Here is a 17,936-nt window from a genome sequence, read left to right on the forward strand (position 1 = left end):
TGCGTCTCTGCGTGAGAAAAAAATAATAACCCTATTTGCCAACCCAATAAAACATTAACTCCTAACACCTTAAAAGCATCGCCCAAAAAAGGTAATAAAACTATTGACATCTCATTTAAAATATGTTATCCTGAACTTGATAAGGAAGAACTATCTTAAATATTCTTACAAAACCAACTGTGACCCGCTTTATCCATGACCAATTCGCCAAAGACTATTTAGAAGAACTACTAAAACCCTTTGGACAAGTTGAAGCCCCCAGCCATTTAGCTGGAGAAATCAGGGAAATAGATGTATTATTTTCCCCCGTCAGCACACAAACCGCCGACATCGAGATATTAGGATTGTTAGGTAAACTAGCAGCTACACCTGCTATCTTTGAACCCTTTCGCAATCCAGCAAGCAAAGAAGAAATCTGTGATTGTTTGTTAAAATCATTAGAAGTGAGAGGTGCATTACAACGAGAAGCAAAACGGAATAAAAACCCCATAGCTACCATAGAAACACCTAAACTATGGGTTCTGACACCAACAGCATCACAAACCCTATTATCGGGCTTTAGAGCCATAGAAAACCCCAATTGGCCAGCAGGAATCTACTTTTTAGCAGATTACTTGAATACAGCCATTGTCGCCATTCATCAATTACCACGTACACCCGAAACCCTATGGTTAAGACTATTAGGACGGGAAACAGTACAAAAAAGAGCAATTGATGAATTAGAAACATTACCAACTAATTACCCATTCCAACAAGCAACGTTAGAATTGCTTTACAACCTCCAACAGACTTTACAGATCAATAAAAGTTCAGAACCAGAAGATAAGGAGTTAATTATGCGGTTAGCACCATTTTATCAACGAGATAAAGAACAAGCTAGACTAGAAGGAGAACAAAAAGGAGAAGAACGTCTAGTTTTACGGCTAATAAATCGCCGATTTGGTGAAATTAAATTATCATTAATCGAGCAAGTTCAATCATTGTCTATAGAACAACTGGAAAATTTAGCAGATGCTTTGTTAGATTTTTCACAAGTTGCTGATTTAGAAACTTGGTTAAAGCAACAGAAACCACAAGAAACAGATAAGTAGGTGAACGGAAAAAACCGTAGACGCGAAGCGGCTTCTCGAAGAGTAATATGTAACGAAAAGTAAAATCGCTCAAACCCTCTTCACTCTTGCCTCTTGCCTCTTGCCTCTTGCCTTGCCATAACGACAATTTTCAATGCTAACCTACTTAGCTGATGACTTAATGTTAGCAATGCTAAAAAGATTAAATTGCAATTTTAAACCATTGTCATTTATTCTTTAAGCATTGCATAAAAAACAAAAATATTAGATATCAATACATAAGCATTGTTTAGCAATCCAAATCTACTCAAATAAAAAATCTAAATAACGTCTTGCCATAAATAAACATTGTATAGTAAACTGATACAAATATTTTTAACAACAAAGTTATCATGCCAGCCCCAGATACTAGTCGCCGCATCACCCCTAGCAACCTCCAGCAAGACATAGATTCTTACAACGGACTCAAAGCCGTCTCTGGTTATACCACTGCTCGTGTAGCAGCCACACCGGAAGCATTACAAAAAGCTTATGCAGAAATGGTGACAAGACAACAAGAAGAAACCGAAAAACAAGCATTATTTAAAGCCTCCGCAGACGCAGCCAAACAAGCAGAATGGGAGTTCCATAATGCTGTTTTAGCCATGAAAGAAGCAGTAAAAGGTCAATTTGGGTCAGATAGTGATGCAGCCCAAGCAGTAGGTTTCAAGAAGAAATCAGAACGGAAACGTCCCACCAAAAAGAAAACCGAGTAGGATATTCTCATGATCTTATACCATTTCTTTATGAAGCTGCGTTGAATTTTGTAACCTTGTCTTTTCCTCCTCTGTGTTCTCTGTGCCTCTGTGGTTCGTTCCTTTCTAAATTTGGGGCATCTTTATACAGAATTGGTATTAGACAAGCGATCGCACTTATATTTTTTCTAAGATCAAAAAGTAGTGATATGGGAAAGTAGGATCAACATATTCTTCCCTCACTATCAAACCAGCTTTAGCAACAGATTCCAAAAACCGCTTTTTAGGATATCCTTTCAATCCCAATTCCCAATAATGTTCATCACAAAGTGGTGTTGTACTCCAAAATTGGGGAATTTCCCAGAGTAAATGTCTGGCTTTAAGTAGAAAAGAAGTTTTGATTTGCAATGACAGATATTGAGTAGTATTGGGAATCGAAATTACCAAATATTTCTTAGTAACTGCGGCGAGTTTTTGCAATGCTAATTCAGATTTTTCGTAAGGGAAATGTTCTAATACCTGAAACAGAACAATTGCATCAAACTTATCTTTTGGTAGTATAAAGTCCGCCGTCAAATCCAAGATTATATCTGGTTTGAGACTAGGATCAATATCCGCAGTAGTTACATTATAATTACTTTGTCGGAGTATTTCTGTAAGCAAAGAATTAAAAATACCAATTTCTAGAACATTTTTAACCTGACTACCCAAGGAAAACAATAACCGCGACTGATGATGATAACTAATAAATCTTTCCTTGGAAAGATATTGCGAACTTGTAATCCCTAACGAAGAAATCAATTCCATAGAAAGCCCCCTATTTACTAATGAAAATTCATTTAAAGTTTAGCGTTGGATAATGGCGGTATGAAAACTAAAAATTCCCTTTCTCAAACTCTTTGCGCCTCTGCGTGTTAGCGAAGCGGGGCGAAGCCTGACAAATTCATACTTTCATTCAGCAACGCCTAAACTTTTTTACTAAAACTTAACCCAGTTTCAGCCTTATCAATGATGATAGTATCACCAGAAACAAAAGTATTTTCCAGTAACTTCGTAGCCAGAGGATTTTCTACCTCTCGTTGAATTGAGCGTTTTAATGGACGTGCGCCATAAACTGGATCATAACCAGCTTCCACAAGATGATCACAAGCGGCTTGAGATATCTCGAAAGAGATTTTTTGTTCTTTGAGCAGATTTTCCACCCGTTTAAGTTGAATACGGATAATATGCCCCATTTCTGAACGATTAAGAGCGTGGAAAAGAATTAAGTCATCTATGCGGTTGAGAAATTCGGGACGGAAGTGACTTCGCAAACCTTCCATCACCTTATTACGCATTAAATCATACTTGGAATCATCCCCAGATACATCCAAAATATGTTCACTACCAATGTTGCTAGTCATAACTATGACAGTATTCCGAAAATCTACAGCCCGTCCTTGGGAATCAGTAACTCTACCATCATCCAATACCTGCAACAAAATATTAAATACATCGGGATGGGCTTTTTCTACTTCATCTAACAGCACCACAGAATAAGGATGTCTGCGAATCGCTTCGGAAAGTTGTCCCCCTTCTTCATAACCCACATATCCAGGAGGCGCACCCACTAGGCGGGAAACTGAGTGTTTTTCCATATATTCGGACATATCCAAACGCACTAAAGCATCATCCGAATCAAAGAGAAATTGAGCTAAGGCGCGGGCGAGTTCGGTTTTACCCACTCCAGTTGGTCCCATAAACAAGAATGAACCGATGGGACGAGAGGGGTCTTTCATCCCCGCACGGGCGCGACGAATCGCCGCAGAGACGGCGGAAACGGCTTCTTCTTGACCAATTACCCGTTCGTGTAAATGACTTTCTAATTTTAGTAATTTTTGCCGTTCGGATTCTAAAAGCCGATTTACAGGGATTCCTGTCCATTTAGCGACAATTTCGGCAATATCGGCTTCGGTGACTTGTTCGCGCAACAAAGTCGAACCTTGAGTTTGCATTTCTAAAAGTTTCGCTTCTTTAACTTCTCGTTCTCGTTGCACACCTTCTAACTTACCGTACTTCAATTGAGCGGCTTTGTTTAAATCATAGTCTCGTTCTGCTTGTTCAATTTGCACCCGCATGGCATCTTCTTCTTTCTTTAACCCGCTGATAGATTCTAAAATCTGCTTTTCCCCTTGCCATTGTTCATTAAATATTTGCTGTTTAACTGTTAAACTGGCAATTTCTTGTTCAATTCGTTCTAATCGTTCTCTAGTTGGAGAAATACTCTGTTCTTCTCCAGATAATGACAGCTTTTCCATTTCTAGCTGCATTAAGCGCCGGTCAATGGTTTCTAATTCCGCCGGTTTGGATGTAATCTCCATTTTTAATTTCGCTGCGGCTTCATCAACTAAGTCAATAGCTTTGTCTGGTAGAAATCTATCGGCAATATAACGCGCTGATAAAGTTGCAGCAGCAACTAAAGCGGAATCGGAAATTTTAACATTATGATGCACTTCATAACGTTCTTTTAAACCTCGCAAAATCGAAATTGTATTTTCTACTGTCGGTTGATCTACATATACTTGTTGAAATCTTCTTTCTAATGCTGCATCTTTTTCAATAAATTTGCGATATTCATCTAAGGTAGTTGCACCAATACAACGCAACTCGCCCCGCGCCAACATAGGTTTAAGCAAATTTCCGGCATCCATTGACCCTTGTTGATTAGAACCAGCCCCGACAACGGTATGTAGTTCATCAATAAATAAAACTACTTGCCCGTTTGATTCCGTAACCTCACGGAGGACATTCTTTAAACGGTCTTCAAATTCACCTCTGTATTTTGCTCCTGCAATCAAACTACCGATATCCAAGGAAATCAATTGGCGATTCTTTAAAGACTCAGGAACGTCACCATTCACCATTCTTTGGGCTAAAGCTTCAGCGATCGCAGTTTTGCCAACTCCCGGCTCACCAATTAACACAGGGTTATTTTTGCTACGACGAGATAAAACCTGAATTACCCGGCGAATTTCATCATCTCTACCAATAACTGGATCTAATTTTCCTGCTTTAGCTTGTTCCGTTAAATCTCGTCCAAATCTTTTTAAAGCTTCCTCTTGTACATCTGCTTCTGCTTTTGGAGATGCTTTGATTTTGGGAGTAGCGCGAACAGATTTAACCCCAAGTTCTACTTGAGCAATATCTATATTTAAGCTTTTAAATAACCGTCTACCAACACGTTCATCATTACCAAACGCTAGAATTATATGCCCTTCTGAGATTTCCTCCTCTCTCATTTTGGCTCTAATTTCATTAGCTTTATCTAAAAGTAAATCTAAATTCCGCCCCAGGTAAAGTTGATCACTTTTACCAACTTTGGGTTGACGTTGGGTAAAAGCCTCTAGTTGTTGTTTGAATCGCACAGAATCAACTTCTGCACGGGTGAGAATGGCTGTAGCTAGGCTTGTGGGTTCTTCTAAAAGGGCGAGAATTAAATGTTCAACTTCTAATTGTTGTTGTTTATAAGCACGAACCACGTCTTGGGATTTTGTTACCGCTTCCCAGGCTGTATCAGTAAATTTATCAGGATCTGTAGGCTGCATTTGTAAAATTTTAGATTTTAGACTTGTAATTTAAGTTTAGGAGGGATTTGGGTAATGGGTAAAGAAGTTCTCTTCTTACCCTCTACCCTAAATCATTCTGGAGTTTTTAACTGAATCAATTCAACTTTATAACCATCTGGGTCTTCCACAAAAGCAATTACTGTTGAACCATGTTTCATAGGTCCTGGTTCTCGGACTACTTTACCACCCAGTTTTCCAATAGTCTCACAGGTAGCGTAAATATCATGCACACCCAAAGCGATATGACCATAGGCGCTACCTAAATCATACTTTTCTACGCCCCAGTTGTGGGTGAGTTCTAAAACTGAATGATCACTTTCTTCTCCATAACCGACAAAAGCCAGGGTAAATTCTCCCGCTGGATAATCTTTCCGGCGGAGTAACTTCATTCCCAATACATCACAGTAAAATGTTAAGGACTCTCCTAAATTACCTACCCGCAGCATTGTATGTAGTAATCGCATATTTACCCTTTGTTTAATTCCTGTATCTTATATTCTATAGGGAATTTCCACGAAATCTGCGTTTAATTCTGCTTTTAATTGCTCAACCGTTGGTAACTATATATTAACTAATTTCAGCAACGGCTTGTGGTAAAATTGATTTTAATTTCAGATGGAAGAAATAATTATGATTTCATCACCTTTGATATTGCATTTTCCCTCATCAGTGCAAATGACAGATGATCAATTTTTTGATTTCTGTCAAGAAAACCGTGATTTACGCATTGAGAGGAATGAATTCGGAAATATATTAATTATGCCACCTGTTGATTCAGAAACGGGAAATCGAGAATTTCATATTATTGGACAGTGAGCAATTTGATCAGATGAAAATGGTTCAGGAATTGGCTTTTCTTCCAGTGCGGGATTTACACTTTCCACAGGTGCAATACGTTCTCCTGATGCTTCCTGGATAAAATTAGAAAGATGGAATCAACTTACACCTGCACAACAAAAGAAGTTTGCACCTATTTGTCCTGATTTTGTGATTGAATTAAGGTCTGCTTCTGATAATTTGCGGCCTTTAAAAGATAAAATGCAGGAATATATGCAAGAACCAGGAATCCAATTAGGTTTATTAATTGACCGTAAAAATCGCCGAGTTTATATTTATCATCCTGGAGAAATAGAGGAATGTTTAGAAAATCCTGATACTGTGAGTTGTGAATCTGTTTTATCAGGATTTATTTTGGATATGAATAAAATTTGGTAAACCAAATAAACGGAAGGAAATTATTATGCTTTCATCTCCCTTAATGTTACAAATGCCTTCATCAATGACAGATGATCAATTTTTTGAATTTTGTCAACTAAACCGTGATTTACGGATTGAGAAAAATAGATTTGGAGATATATCAATTATGTCACCCGCAGGTTCAGAAACAGGAAATCGAGAAGGTAGAATTATCCAACAATTAATGAATTGGACAGATGAAGATGGTACAGGAATAGCATTTTCTTCTAGTACAGGATTTACACTGTCTACAGGTGCGAAACGTTCTCCTGATGCTGCTTGGGTAAAGTTAGAAAGATGGAATCAACTTACACCTGCACAACAAGAGAAGTTTGCACCTATTTGTCCTGATTTTGTGATTGAATTAAGGTCTGCTTCTGATAACTTGCAGCCTTTAAAGGATAAAATGCAGGAATATATACAAGAACCAGGAATCCAATTAGGTTTATTAATTGACCGCAAAAATCGCCGAGTTTATATTTATCGTCCTGGACAAGTAGAAGAGTGTTTAGAAAATCCTGATACTGTGAGTTGTGATCCTATTTTACCGAGGTTTGTGTTGAATATGAGTAAAATTTGGTAAGTAGGTGAACACAATAAAACCAAACTGTGTAAAGAAATGTAAAATCGCCTAAACCCTCTTCACTCTTGCCTCTTGCCTCTTGCCTTTTGCCTTGCCATAACGACAATTTTCAACGCCAACCTACTTAGTGATAAAATTGCGAGTGAAAGGAAGCAATCTCTTGACAACCGATAAACCACCTAACGCAAAAATATCTCAAAACCCTTATTCCTCTGTGTCCTCTGCGCCTCCGTGGTTCGTTAATCAGGATAATTTATTTCTTGGAAGTCCCTAAAACAAAGACGCAGAAAAAACTCTCTGCGTCTCCGCGTGAAAATATTACCTTAAACCATCTCAGCAGTTTGCTGCGCTTGAGGCTGGAACATAAACAGAGAATAAACCACATCACGGCGGATATTCACCATCATATCCAAGAACAACTCATAACCCTCACTCTTATACTCAATCAGCGGGTCTTTTTGCCCATAACCACGCAAGCCAACCGACTCACGCAAAGCATCCATTTGTTGCAGATGCTCCCGCCATAAAGTATCTATGCGTTGGAGAATAAAGAACCGTTCCGCTTGACGCATTAAACCTGGTTGAATTTGGTCAATTTGTGATTCCTTCATATCATAGGCAATTCGCGCCTGTTCATGGAGGAAAGCCTTAATTTCCACCACCACCATATCCTCCAACTGGCTAGACTGCATATCAGCCAACAGGTAAACAAACTCCTTCACCTTATCCACCAACTTATCCAATTCCCATTCTTCCGAAGGTAAATCAGGGTTGATGTAATAATCAACAATGTCATCCATCGTTTTTTCCGCGTATTTAACCACCTGTTCCTTCAAGTCTTGACCTTCCAATACCCGGCGACGTTCCGCATAGATCGCCCGACGTTGGTTATTCATCACCTCGTCATACTCAAACACCTGTTTACGGATGTCGTAGTAATAGGTTTCGACCTTTTTCTGTGCGCCCTCTAAGCTGCGGGTTAACATTCCCGACTCAATGGGCATATCTTCTTCCACTTGAAACGCATTCATCAAGCCGGCAACGCGATCGCCCCCAAAGATTCGTAATAGGTTATCCTCTAAACTGAGGAAAAATCTGGTAGTTCCTGGGTCGCCTTGTCTTCCCGCCCGTCCGCGTAATTGATTGTCAATCCGTCTTGATTCGTGACGTTCTGTTCCAATAACGTGCAAACCGCCACGTTCCACCACTTGATCATGTTCGCGGACAGTAAATTCTTCATATTCATGCTTAACCTGCTGGTAAGCTTCCCGCAACTTCTGAATTACCACATCATCTGTCGGGGCTTTTTCCGCCGCCACAGCCACCTTATCTTCTGCTTCCAACTCCGGTAAACTCCGTTCACCGTAAGCCTTAACAGCCACCTCTACAGCCGCTTTTAAAAGCTGTTCTGTTTCCTTGGTTAATTGAGTGGGAAAAATTTCTGGAGAAGCCCGCCAAGTTTTCACCTTTTTACCAGGAACAAAGCCTTGTCCACCACCGCTACCACCCATAGGTAGTCCCGAAGCCCTTTGTACGCCAAATTCATCATCTTCAGGGCTGACAATGCGGGGCATAAAGTATTCCCGTAGTTTCAACCGCGCCATATACTCGGAATTACCACCCAGGATAATATCTGTACCCCGTCCTGCCATGTTGGTAGCGATAGTTACAGCCCCACTGCGTCCAGCTTGGGCAATAATTTCCGCTTCCCGTTCCACATTTTCTGGTCTAGCGTTAAGCAACTCATGGGGAATATCTATTTCCTTGAGGAGTCGGCTGAGAAGTTCGGATTTTTCGACACTGGTTGTCCCCACTAACACAGGTCTACCATTTTCGTGCATTTCAGCACATTCTTTAGCGATCGCTCTCCACTTCCCTGGTTCAGTCTTAAACACCATATCAGACAAGTCTTCCCGTCTTCTAATCCGGTTAGTGGGAATAATCGTGACTTCTCGTTTGTAAATCTTTTCAAATTCTACCTCTTCCGTTTTCGCCGTTCCCGTCATTCCCCCCAACTTGGGATACAGCAAAAATAAGTTTTGATAGGTAATTGTCGCCAAAGTTTGGGTTTCTGGCTGAATTTCTACGTGTTCCTTCGCTTCAATTGCCTGATGCAACCCATCACTCCACCGTCTGCCCGGTAATACCCGACCTGTAAACTCATCCACAATCACCACTTCATCATTGCGGACAATATAATTTACATCCTTGAGAAACAATTCCTTAGCTTTAATCGCATTAAACATAAAATGCGCCCAAGGGTCTTCCGGGTCAAATAAATCTGTCACACCCAACTGATTTTCCGATTCAGCAAAACCCTCATCTGTCAAGAGAACGTTACGATCCTTTTCATTAACTTCGTAATGCTCATCTTTTTTGAGACTAAAAGCAATTTCCGCCGCTTGGAGGTATTTTTCTGTCGGTCTTTCCACCTGACCAGAAATAATTAATGGAGTTCGCGCCTCATCAACTAAAATCGAGTCTACCTCGTCAATCACACAGAAATTAAACGGACGTTGCACCACCTCAGCCATAGATGTAGCCATATTATCCCGGAGATAATCAAAGCCAATCTCGCTATTGGTGACATAGGTAATATCACACGCATAATTTTTTTGGCGCTCGCTGGGGGTCATAGTGGACTGAATTAGCCCCACACTTAACCCCAAAAACCTGTGTACCTGACCCATCCATTCCGCGTCCCGACGCGCCAGGTAATCATTCACAGTAATTACGTGGGCGCCCTTACCAGTCAGGGCATTTAAATAACTTGGTAAAGTCGCTACCAAAGTTTTCCCCTCACCAGTTTTCATTTCGGCAATTTGTCCGGTATGCAGAATTATCCCACCCTGTAATTGCACATCAAAATGTCGCAATCCTAAGACACGCCGCCCCGATTCCCGAACCACAGCAAAGGCTTCCGGTAAAATATCATCTAGAGTTTCGCCTTTAGCCAACCGTTGTTTAAACTCGACGGTTTTAGCTTTTAACTGTTCATCAGATAGCGGCTTAATATCTTCCTCTAAGAGGTTAATTTCTGTAATGTAAGGTTGGTATTTTTTAAGTTTACGAGCGTTGGGATCGCCCAACAAAAGTTTTAGCATGGCAGTTTATAGAATTAAATCAAGAGGAATGGAGATTAAAGCTTTGGTTATTCGATTATAGACACTTAATGTAACCCAGCCCTTTTGCTTATGGATGGGTGTAAAATGAGAATTTACTCAAAAACCGAATGAAAGCAAACCTGTCGCCTTTATACAATCATAGATTTCAATTAATATCTTAATATTTAAACTGCTTCATTAGTCAGTCGTCAGTTGTCATTAGTCAGTTGTCAGTTGTCATTAAATTATTTCTCCCTGCCCCCTAACTCTACTCCCATTCTGCACTGAGGCTGCGGAAATTATACTTATCAGCCCCAATATGACAACTTACACAACTACTCATAGTTACAGGTTTGGGTAATTTCACACTGGGATGCAAAGCCTTAAAATAACGAGAGTCCTTGAGACGATAGGGTGTTGCTTCCTCTTGTAGTTGTACACGGGAAAAAGTGTAAAGATATTTTGATACCAAGAAATGTGAAACCTTATCTAAGGGCTTAATTTGTGCGCCATAGTGCTGGGAGTCCTGTAAAAGATTTTTCCAAGTTTGGCTAGGAAATACAGCAGGTGGTAATGCGATGTGACAAGATGAGCAGTTTTCTAAATACAGTTCTTGTCCTGGTTGATATTGTGCTGGTATGACATCAACAGTCCCAATTGAGTCCACCGGGTTTGCACTGTGGGCGCTAGTGGCGAATCCCAATATCCAGCCTATAGCCACACTCCAAGCAAAAATCACCAGCATCACCATAAGTAGTTGGCGTTTTAGTCGGCGGTGGGATTTACTTTTAACTAAATTTGGCATAAAGTTCTCAATTTACTTTTGCGTTGAGAAATGGTTTTTTATATGAAAAATCTTATAAAAACTTTTAATCAAACGTCTGGACATCCAAGAATATAGCAATCTCTAGAATTGTACTCCTTCTTCTTTCTCCCGTAATTATGCACAACTAAGTAGGTGAACACAATAAAACCAAACTGTGTAAAGAAACGTAAAATCGCTGAAAACTTCTTTACTCTTGCCTCTTGCCTCTTGCCTCTTGCCTTGCTATGACGACAATTTTCAACGCCAACCTACTTATTCATAGACTTTCTAGATAGCTTAAAAGGTCTGCCATTTCTTGGATACTGGGCTGGAATTTTGGCATGGGGGGAGTTTCCCCACTAGTTACTTGATGAATTAGTCCATAGCGGGATTTATATTTGGAGATTTCACGTAAACTTGGACCAACTAGTCCGGTTGCGTCTAAACCATGACAGCCAGCACAGTTGATTTGAAAAATAGCTTTCCCCTGGACTGGGTTGCCTTGACGGGATAGAACACTTTTAACATAAGGATCGGAGGCTTTGACGATCTCAATCCCAAACAGGATCAATGGGAGGGCTATCAGTATCGCTACGATGAAGATAACGATCTGTTGAATGAGGGTTTCAGGTTTGATTAGCTGGTTATCCAAAAGGTTTGCTTTGACAATGTGCAAGTTTTCATTTCCTACACATAGCTTAAAATTTCTTGATGGTGTTCGCAAGTACAAATGATAATTTTTATCTAGTATTTATATTTTAATCTATATTCGTGATACAATCAGATTGTAAGCAAAGACATTAAAAACCTACCGGGGGACTCTCGGAAAGTTACGCTTGTCAGAGATGATTCTGCCAGTAATGGTAAACAGAATCAGGGCAAGAACCCAAATATTGAAGGAACCCTGCCTGAAGCTGGGATAACTGAGAGATATAGACTGAAACTCTCTATAGAATTCTCGCGTCTTTGGACCGGGGAGTGTCAAATTTAAAGCTACTATGGAACGCGGGATTAATGCAAAATTTGGTAAAATGAAAAACAGGAATCAAATCTTTCAATAATTGCAACAAGGAGCTTTACAGTGGTTGAACCCCTACTATCAGGTATTGTGCTTGGTTTAGTTTTTGTGACTTTAAGCGGTTTATTTTACGCTGCCTATAGACAATATAAGCGTCCTACAGAATTGGGCGGCTGATATTGATTGATGAGTTGGGAGTGAGGAGTATTGCCTTTACCATAGACCTCTTGCCTCAGTCCTAACACCCGCCTCAGAATTCATTCTGAGGCTAATAACAGAAGTCTTCTAAAGAAGACTGCTAAAGTGGACTTTGGGTATTAGCCCGGAACTATGGCTTACGCCACGCTACGTTATTAGTTCTGGGTGGTTAATTAGTCTATTGATTCTGAACTTCTGCAACTCCTGACTCCTGAATTCTTTCTTGATAAAATGTCAAAGCGGTTTTACCATAGCTTTTCTGACGACAGATTTCCCAGTTGGGGATGGTTAGTGGTGTCCAATCTTGGTAACGATGTTCGACTGCTATTTCTCCCTGGGAATCTAAAAGCTGATATTGAGCGATCGCTTGTAATACTGGTTCATATAATCCACTAGTATAAGGTGGGTCAAAATATATTCTGTCAAATTTTTGACCTGATAATTTTTTTAACTGTTGAGTAATATTTCCCCGTAATAGCTGAAATTTCTGTTCTGGTTTGGCTACCTGTTGCCAATTTTCTTGGATGATGGCACAGGCTTGACTTGATTGTTCAATGCCAATCACGACACTGGCTTCTCTGCACAAAGCCTCCGCACCCATAGAACCACTACCGGCGCACAAATCTAACCAGCGACAACCACTGATTCTCCCCTGCCAAATATTAAACAATGCTTCCCGGACTCGCGCACTGGTAGGTCTGGTATGTTCACCTGGTAAAGTTTTAAGCAGACGATTCCCGTAAATTCTTAGACTCATTACTTAATTGATCATTAGATATTCAACTTTGAGTAAATAAACACCTGAAAATATTGCAAACTTTTGTTAAGCAAAAACTTTTTCACGGACTTGAGCCACAAAATTAGATAGAATTTGCAATCCCACATTTGATGATTTTTCAGGATGGAATTGGACAGCCATGAGATTTTCATGAGCGATCGCTGCTGTAAAACTTTGATCACCATGAGTCACAGTTGCCGCCTGCACTTGGGGATTTGTCGGTTCAACATAGTAAGAATGCACAAAATAAACCCAAGGATCTATAGGTAAATGTTCCCATAAAAGGTTTTTTGGCTGGTTGAGTTGGAGTTGATTCCAACCCATGTGGGGAATCGTCATCCCCGGTTCAGAACGAAACCGGCGGACTTTTCCTGGCACAATTCCTAATCCTGGTAACGTTCCTTCGGCACTGGATTCAAACAAAATTTGTAATCCTAAACAAATACCCAGGAACGGTTTGCCAGAGGCGATCGCATCTTTAATCGGTTGTTCCAAACCACGCGATCGCAAATGTTGTACCGCCGGATCAAATGCTCCCACTCCTGGTAAAACTATAGCATCTGCTTTTGCCAACTCTTGAGAACAATAAGTAACCAGAGGAGTCGCCCCAGCTTTTTCTAATCCTTTGCAAACAGAGTGCAAATTTCCCATATCGTAATCAACAACTGCAATCACTGCCATTTAGCTGCTCCTTGTAAATTTATGAGGGAGGGCTTTTAATTATTCTAATTCTAATTATTATTTATAATGCAAAAAAAATACTATTAACTTCTTTTGACATTTGGTTAAGCCAACAAGAGTCAAATTCATCCGATGACTTGTTACTCGCACTAGCCAAAATGGCTTCACTCTCCCATGATTTAAATTTTTTGCCCCGTTTACCTGTAGATGTGCAACTGGCAAGTTCCCGCGTCATTGCCAAAATCAATGAACTCCAACCAGACTACATTATTTGTTGTGGCATGGCGGAAACTCGTTCCCAATTAAGCGTAGAAGTCCTTGCCCGTGGTACAGGCATCTTGCCTGTAAAATCTCCAAATTCTCTCGACATCTTGCCTCAAGAGTCTATAAATTCCCCTGAAAATATTTTCCAAACCAGCGTTGATCTCGAAAAATTATTAGTCCAAACAGCAGCAGTTGAGATCAGCTACGACTGTGGTAAGTTTGTCTGCGAGGGACTTTATTATAAAGTATTGGACTATTTACACCAGTTCCAACTGTCAATTAAGTGTATTTTTGTTCATGTCCCAATTTTAAATCCAGAAAATTCGCCAGAGATAATTGCCGATTTCGTTTTGATCATTAACAACTTGGCACTTCTCTAGAGAGATTAACGTCTGTTTAAACAAATTTACTCAGTATTATGTTGCCACTATTACTTGCTTTCACCCTTGCTCAAGCTGTTCCTGCCACGCCACCACCAGAAGAAATATTACAAATACAATCAGTCCGTCCTTTACCGGGAAAATTGGATTCATTACCAGTATTTAACAGCAATAGTCCAGAACTGGTATCAGAAGAAGGAATTTTACTTTCTACCTTTCCAGCAACGGGAAAAAAAGTCCCATCAGCCCATTTAGATTTTCCCTTGCGCGGACAGTTTGATATTTTTGCCCATCATATTGCCAAAGCTGACCCACCGGAAAATTTACGTTCTTTGTATTTGGGCATCATCTTACATAACCCTGGTTCTCAACCAGTGACAGTAAATATATTGCAAGGTGCGAGTTATTTAAGTCAACCAGATGCCCCGTTTAAGGAAATAGCATCTTTAATTCCCAATGACTTAGGCACAGTTTTTTCTGGTCCTGGGAGTCGGGTTATGTCTGATATTTTGAGAGGGAAAAGACAAGATATTTTTCCTCCCCAAATTGTTATTCCCCCAGGGAAAAGCCAGATGTTATTAAATTTACCCATTCCCGTTCAAGGATTAACACCCCCTTTAAATGGTCGGTCTACATATTTACGACTGCGAAGTAATGGTAATGTTTATGCTGCTAGTTTAGCGATGTTTGCCCGTATAAATACTGACGGTAGTGAACGTGCGCCGAATTTATCAGAATGGCAAAATTTATTAGATAATGGTGAATTATCTACCCCTAGAGATAAAGTCCCCACAACCATCACAGGAAACAACAAACCGACAATTTACGGGCGTGTAGCCGGAGTATCCAAGGGTTCTCGATGGTTAGCAGACATAGTAGATGCCCCAAAAAGCAAGTATTTAACCATTCCCCAACCTGGTGCAGCCTTTTCCTACGGTTTGAGTACCTTACATGGAGGAACATTAGGCACAAATCAAATTCAAACCGCACCCATGTTAGTCCGCTATCCTGACACCGCTTATTACGCTCATGGTAATTATGGGACTCAATATAGTCTCAAGTTACCTTTATACAACAATACTCAAAATCCACAAACTGTGAGTGTTGCGATTCAAACTCCACTCAAAGAAAATCAATTAAGTAAACCTGGACTCCGCTTTTTCAAGTTACCGACTCGTCAAATCTTTTTCCGAGGAACTGTACGCTTGCGTTATCAAGATCAGGGAAAATGGCAAAATAAATTTGTACATTTAGTTCAGAAGCGCGGTGAATTAGGAGAACCATTAGTCTCATTAGATATAAAACCAGGAAATACATCTTTAGTCCAAGTTGACTTTCTGTATCCACCAGATGCTTCACCACCACAGGTTTTAACTGTGTCAACTCAAGCCAAGTAGTTCAAAATCACCAAGTCAGATCCCCGACTTCTTTAAGAAGTCGGGGATCTTTTGAAGACTTCTAAGAAGATGTTAGCAAAGTTAAAAAATGAGTAAAAAAGCTATCAGGGTATAAATTGTCTAATCTAAAATTCTTTGTTAGGATAACGAAAATGAGTATAAAAAGAATGGAATTGGCTAAACAAACTGCAAGAAAGCATCAAGAAAATATCCAAAAAATCCTAGAACATCGCTTGCAAGTAGCGAGAACGCAGGATAACGAAAACCTATTGCATCAGTTAGAAGGGGAAATGAGAGAATATAGCGAATACCCTGAACCTTCTGGCATTAAAATTGATTCTCTTGGGTTTCTACGCATCTTTAAGACTATTCTTGCTCCAAACAGGGCAAAGTAGTAAATAAGCTGTCGGGGCTGCTAAGTAGGTGAACACAATAAAACCAAACTGTGTAAAGAAATGTAAAATCGCCCAAACCCTCTTCACTCTTGCCTCTTGCATGAGTGCCTTTTGCCTTGCCATAACGACAATTTTCAACACCAACCTACTTATACTCAAAACGGCTAGAAGCTGGACTTTTTTATCATACAAAGAACAAGTTCAAAGCCTCTCCCCGTTGCGGGGAGAGGCTAGGGGTGGGGTTTTATGGCAACCCATAGGTGGCAACTTAAGCTCAAATCCCTACCACATCTCGTTCCTAGTCTCTGACTAGGAATGCAGTTGATGAGGCTCTGCCTCTAATAACTCAAGTTGCTAGTTATCTCGTTGAGGCTGGTAATGGGTAATAGGTAATTGGTAATAAAAGCTCTGGTTTCATCCTGTTCATCCTTTAATCCTGGATATCCTGATTCTGACAATTTACCTAACTAGCAACTTACATTAATATCATTGAAGGCAGAGCCTTCTAGAATTCATTCCCAGTCTCTGACTGGGAATGAGATGACTTGAGTTGTTTGCGAGATAGATGTTTTCCGTTAAGTTGACACCATTTTACCCATTACTCATTACGTGGCGTTTAAAATCTCATCATCTACAGAAAAATCAACTTCTTTTTTATCTGCACCAGTCGCTAAATAGTCATTTTCTAAAGAGTCTTGCAAACCAGAAATTAAATCATATTTAGGTTGCCAATTTAATTCTATTTGCGCTTTATTCACCGATGCAAAGAAATGCTGCACCCGCATGGGAAAAGCCTTGCGTTTACCGAAATCAAACTTTTTCGGATCATAATGGACAATTTTAATATCATCAGCAGACTTACCAACAGCCACAGCACAAGCGCGGGCTAAACCGTCGAAAGTGACAAAGCGATCGCCCGAAATATTATAAATCTGTCCAATTGCTTGATCATTCCCAATTATCTGGGTCATCGCTTGAGCTAAATCCCAGACATGGCCAAGTTGAGTGATGTGCATACCATTTCCGGGAATACAAATCGGGCGATCGCGCACAATTCTATCAAAAAACCAACTTTCCAAAGGATTATAATTTTGCGGTCCGTAGATATAAGTAGGACGAATAGAAGTAAAGGGGATTCCCAACTGCTTGAGGTAAGCTTCCGTTTCATGTTTACCCTTGTGACGACTCTTAGGATCAACAGCATCCCCTTCTAAATGGGGCATTTGGTCAGATTTGAGGTAAACACCCGCAGAACTCATATAAACAAAATGTTTGACCCGTCCTTGAAAAATTTCTGCCAGAGGTTGTGTATCCGTTAGTTCCCTACCATTATTGTCAAAAACGACATCAAAACTTTCTGGTGCTAACTTTTCTTGAAGTTGAGTTGAGTTAGTGCGATCGCCTATAATTTGTCCTACCCCCGCAGGTGCAGCATGATTACCACGATTGAACAAAACCACCTCATGTCCAGCTTTCATCAGTAATTCAGTCAAATACACCCCAATAAATCGAGTTCCACCGATAACCAGAATCCGCATAACTTCCTAACTCCTCAATAACCGAAATGGGAAAATCACCCCTATCTGTAGAGGTTATCAGGTTGTAGTATCAATAGAGGAACATCTTTTGGTAGGATTATATCTTCTATTCAATCTAGAGAGATCAAAATCTTTCCCCCTGCCGTCTCC

Annotated in this window: 16 protein-coding genes and 1 pseudogene; 8 read left to right on the forward strand and 9 right to left on the reverse strand. The window is 40.1% G+C overall.

The features are described from left to right. Positions 1–179: 179 nt before the first annotated feature. Positions 180–1,091: a DUF4351 domain-containing protein gene (locus AA650_RS24990; protein WP_053541085.1), complete on the forward strand. Its 912-nt coding sequence runs from the start codon at positions 180–182 to the stop codon at positions 1,089–1,091. A 371-nt stretch (positions 1,092–1,462) separates the two neighbouring features. After that, positions 1,463–1,825, forward strand: a complete 363-nt coding sequence (locus AA650_RS24995) for a hypothetical protein (RefSeq protein ID WP_053541086.1) — start codon at positions 1,463–1,465, stop codon at positions 1,823–1,825. A gap of 156 nt (positions 1,826–1,981) precedes the next feature. On the opposite strand, the gene AA650_RS25000 is transcribed toward AA650_RS24995, so the two are convergent. The 3 genes from AA650_RS25000 to gloA all read right to left on the reverse strand — a co-directional run bounded on the left by AA650_RS25000 (position 1,982) and on the right by gloA (position 5,873). Next, complete coding sequence (locus AA650_RS25000; protein WP_039204377.1) at positions 1,982–2,611, reverse strand: class I SAM-dependent methyltransferase; 630 nt, start codon at positions 2,609–2,611, stop codon at positions 1,982–1,984. Positions 2,612–2,769: 158 nt separating this feature from the next. Beyond that, positions 2,770–5,388, reverse strand: coding sequence for an ATP-dependent chaperone ClpB (clpB, locus tag AA650_RS25005; RefSeq protein WP_053541087.1), 2,619 nt, complete (start codon positions 5,386–5,388; stop codon positions 2,770–2,772). 92 nt (positions 5,389–5,480) lie between these two features. Continuing rightward, entirely contained in the window at positions 5,481–5,873 is a 393-nt protein-coding gene (gene gloA / locus AA650_RS25010) for a lactoylglutathione lyase (protein WP_081424330.1), read from the reverse strand. A gap of 166 nt (positions 5,874–6,039) precedes the next feature. Between gloA and AA650_RS25015 the strand changes: the two are divergent. Both AA650_RS25015 and AA650_RS25020 read left to right on the forward strand, forming a co-directional pair. Then, positions 6,040–6,624 (forward strand): annotated as a pseudogene (locus AA650_RS25015) (Uma2 family endonuclease). Positions 6,625–6,649: 25 nt separating this feature from the next. Beyond that, entirely contained in the window at positions 6,650–7,228 is a 579-nt protein-coding gene (locus AA650_RS25020) for a Uma2 family endonuclease (protein ID WP_039204374.1), read from the forward strand. 323 nt (positions 7,229–7,551) lie between these two features. Here the strand turns inward: AA650_RS25020 and secA are convergent, their stop codons facing one another. The 3 genes from secA to AA650_RS25035 form a co-directional block, all read right to left on the reverse strand. Then, positions 7,552–10,332, reverse strand: coding sequence for a preprotein translocase subunit SecA (gene secA / locus AA650_RS25025; protein ID WP_053541089.1), 2,781 nt, complete (start codon positions 10,330–10,332; stop codon positions 7,552–7,554). 268 nt (positions 10,333–10,600) lie between these two features. Continuing rightward, a complete protein-coding gene (locus AA650_RS25030) occupies positions 10,601–11,137 on the reverse strand; it encodes a cytochrome c (RefSeq protein WP_053541090.1) in 537 nt (178 codons plus the stop codon). A gap of 277 nt (positions 11,138–11,414) precedes the next feature. Further along, positions 11,415–11,789 (reverse strand): c-type cytochrome, encoded by a 375-nt coding sequence (locus AA650_RS25035; RefSeq protein ID WP_053541411.1) that lies wholly within the window; start codon positions 11,787–11,789, stop codon positions 11,415–11,417. Between the two features lie 429 nt (positions 11,790–12,218). Between AA650_RS25035 and petG the strand changes: the two genes are divergently transcribed. Then, a complete protein-coding gene (petG, locus tag AA650_RS25040; RefSeq protein ID WP_015078754.1) occupies positions 12,219–12,332 on the forward strand; it encodes a cytochrome b6-f complex subunit V in 114 nt (37 codons plus the stop codon). 199 nt (positions 12,333–12,531) lie between these two features. Here petG and rsmD read toward each other — a convergent pair whose 3' ends face one another. Next, positions 12,532–13,110, reverse strand: coding sequence for a 16S rRNA (guanine(966)-N(2))-methyltransferase RsmD (gene rsmD, locus AA650_RS25045; RefSeq protein ID WP_053541091.1), 579 nt, complete (start codon positions 13,108–13,110; stop codon positions 12,532–12,534). A 66-nt stretch (positions 13,111–13,176) separates the two neighbouring features. Further along, positions 13,177–13,812, reverse strand: a complete 636-nt coding sequence (hisH, locus tag AA650_RS25050; protein WP_027402806.1) for an imidazole glycerol phosphate synthase subunit HisH — start codon at positions 13,810–13,812, stop codon at positions 13,177–13,179. 59 nt (positions 13,813–13,871) lie between these two features. On the opposite strand from hisH, the gene AA650_RS25055 reads away from it, so the two are divergent. The 3 genes from AA650_RS25055 (at position 13,872) to pirA (ending at position 16,248) form a co-directional block, all read left to right on the forward strand. Next, the gene (locus AA650_RS25055) at positions 13,872–14,456 is read left to right on the forward strand and encodes a pyroglutamyl-peptidase I family protein (RefSeq protein WP_053541092.1); all 585 of its coding nucleotides are present in this window, start codon (positions 13,872–13,874) and stop codon (positions 14,454–14,456) included. A gap of 38 nt (positions 14,457–14,494) precedes the next feature. Further along, on the forward strand, positions 14,495–15,853 hold the full coding sequence (locus AA650_RS25060; protein ID WP_053541093.1) for a DUF3370 domain-containing protein: 1,359 nt from the start codon (positions 14,495–14,497) through the stop codon (positions 15,851–15,853). 152 nt (positions 15,854–16,005) lie between these two features. Further along, positions 16,006–16,248, forward strand: a complete 243-nt coding sequence (gene pirA, locus AA650_RS25065; RefSeq protein ID WP_053541094.1) for an arginine synthesis PII-interacting regulator PirA — start codon at positions 16,006–16,008, stop codon at positions 16,246–16,248. A gap of 605 nt (positions 16,249–16,853) precedes the next feature. Here the strand turns inward: pirA and AA650_RS25070 are convergent. Further along, positions 16,854–17,786 (reverse strand): NAD-dependent epimerase/dehydratase family protein, encoded by a 933-nt coding sequence (locus AA650_RS25070; RefSeq protein WP_053541095.1) that lies wholly within the window; start codon positions 17,784–17,786, stop codon positions 16,854–16,856. Between the last annotated feature and the right edge of the window lie 150 nt (positions 17,787–17,936).

Source organism: Anabaena sp. WA102, from assembly GCF_001277295.1.
GTDB lineage: Bacteria > Cyanobacteriota > Cyanobacteriia > Cyanobacteriales > Nostocaceae > Dolichospermum > Dolichospermum heterosporum.

Bases quoted from the DNA above. Each gene is read 5' to 3' on its own strand.
- hisH (WP_027402806.1), bottom strand. From the start codon at position 13,812: ATGGCAGTGATTGCAGTTGTTGATTACGATATGGGAAATTTGCACTCT.
- AA650_RS25030 (WP_053541090.1), bottom strand. From the start codon at position 11,137: ATGCCAAATTTAGTTAAAAGTAAATCCCACCGCCGACTAAAACGCCAA.
- AA650_RS25020 (WP_039204374.1), top strand. From the start codon at position 6,650: ATGCTTTCATCTCCCTTAATGTTACAAATGCCTTCATCAATGACAGAT.
- pirA (WP_053541094.1), top strand. From the start codon at position 16,006: ATGAGTATAAAAAGAATGGAATTGGCTAAACAAACTGCAAGAAAGCAT.
- rsmD (WP_053541091.1), bottom strand. From the start codon at position 13,110: ATGAGTCTAAGAATTTACGGGAATCGTCTGCTTAAAACTTTACCAGGT.
- secA (WP_053541089.1), bottom strand. From the start codon at position 10,332: ATGCTAAAACTTTTGTTGGGCGATCCCAACGCTCGTAAACTTAAAAAA.
- gloA (WP_081424330.1), bottom strand. From the start codon at position 5,873: ATGCGATTACTACATACAATGCTGCGGGTAGGTAATTTAGGAGAGTCC.
- AA650_RS24995 (WP_053541086.1), top strand. From the start codon at position 1,463: ATGCCAGCCCCAGATACTAGTCGCCGCATCACCCCTAGCAACCTCCAG.
- AA650_RS25000 (WP_039204377.1), bottom strand. From the start codon at position 2,611: ATGGAATTGATTTCTTCGTTAGGGATTACAAGTTCGCAATATCTTTCC.
- AA650_RS25060 (WP_053541093.1), top strand. From the start codon at position 14,495: ATGTTGCCACTATTACTTGCTTTCACCCTTGCTCAAGCTGTTCCTGCC.
- clpB (WP_053541087.1), bottom strand. From the start codon at position 5,388: ATGCAGCCTACAGATCCTGATAAATTTACTGATACAGCCTGGGAAGCG.
- AA650_RS25070 (WP_053541095.1), bottom strand. From the start codon at position 17,786: ATGCGGATTCTGGTTATCGGTGGAACTCGATTTATTGGGGTGTATTTG.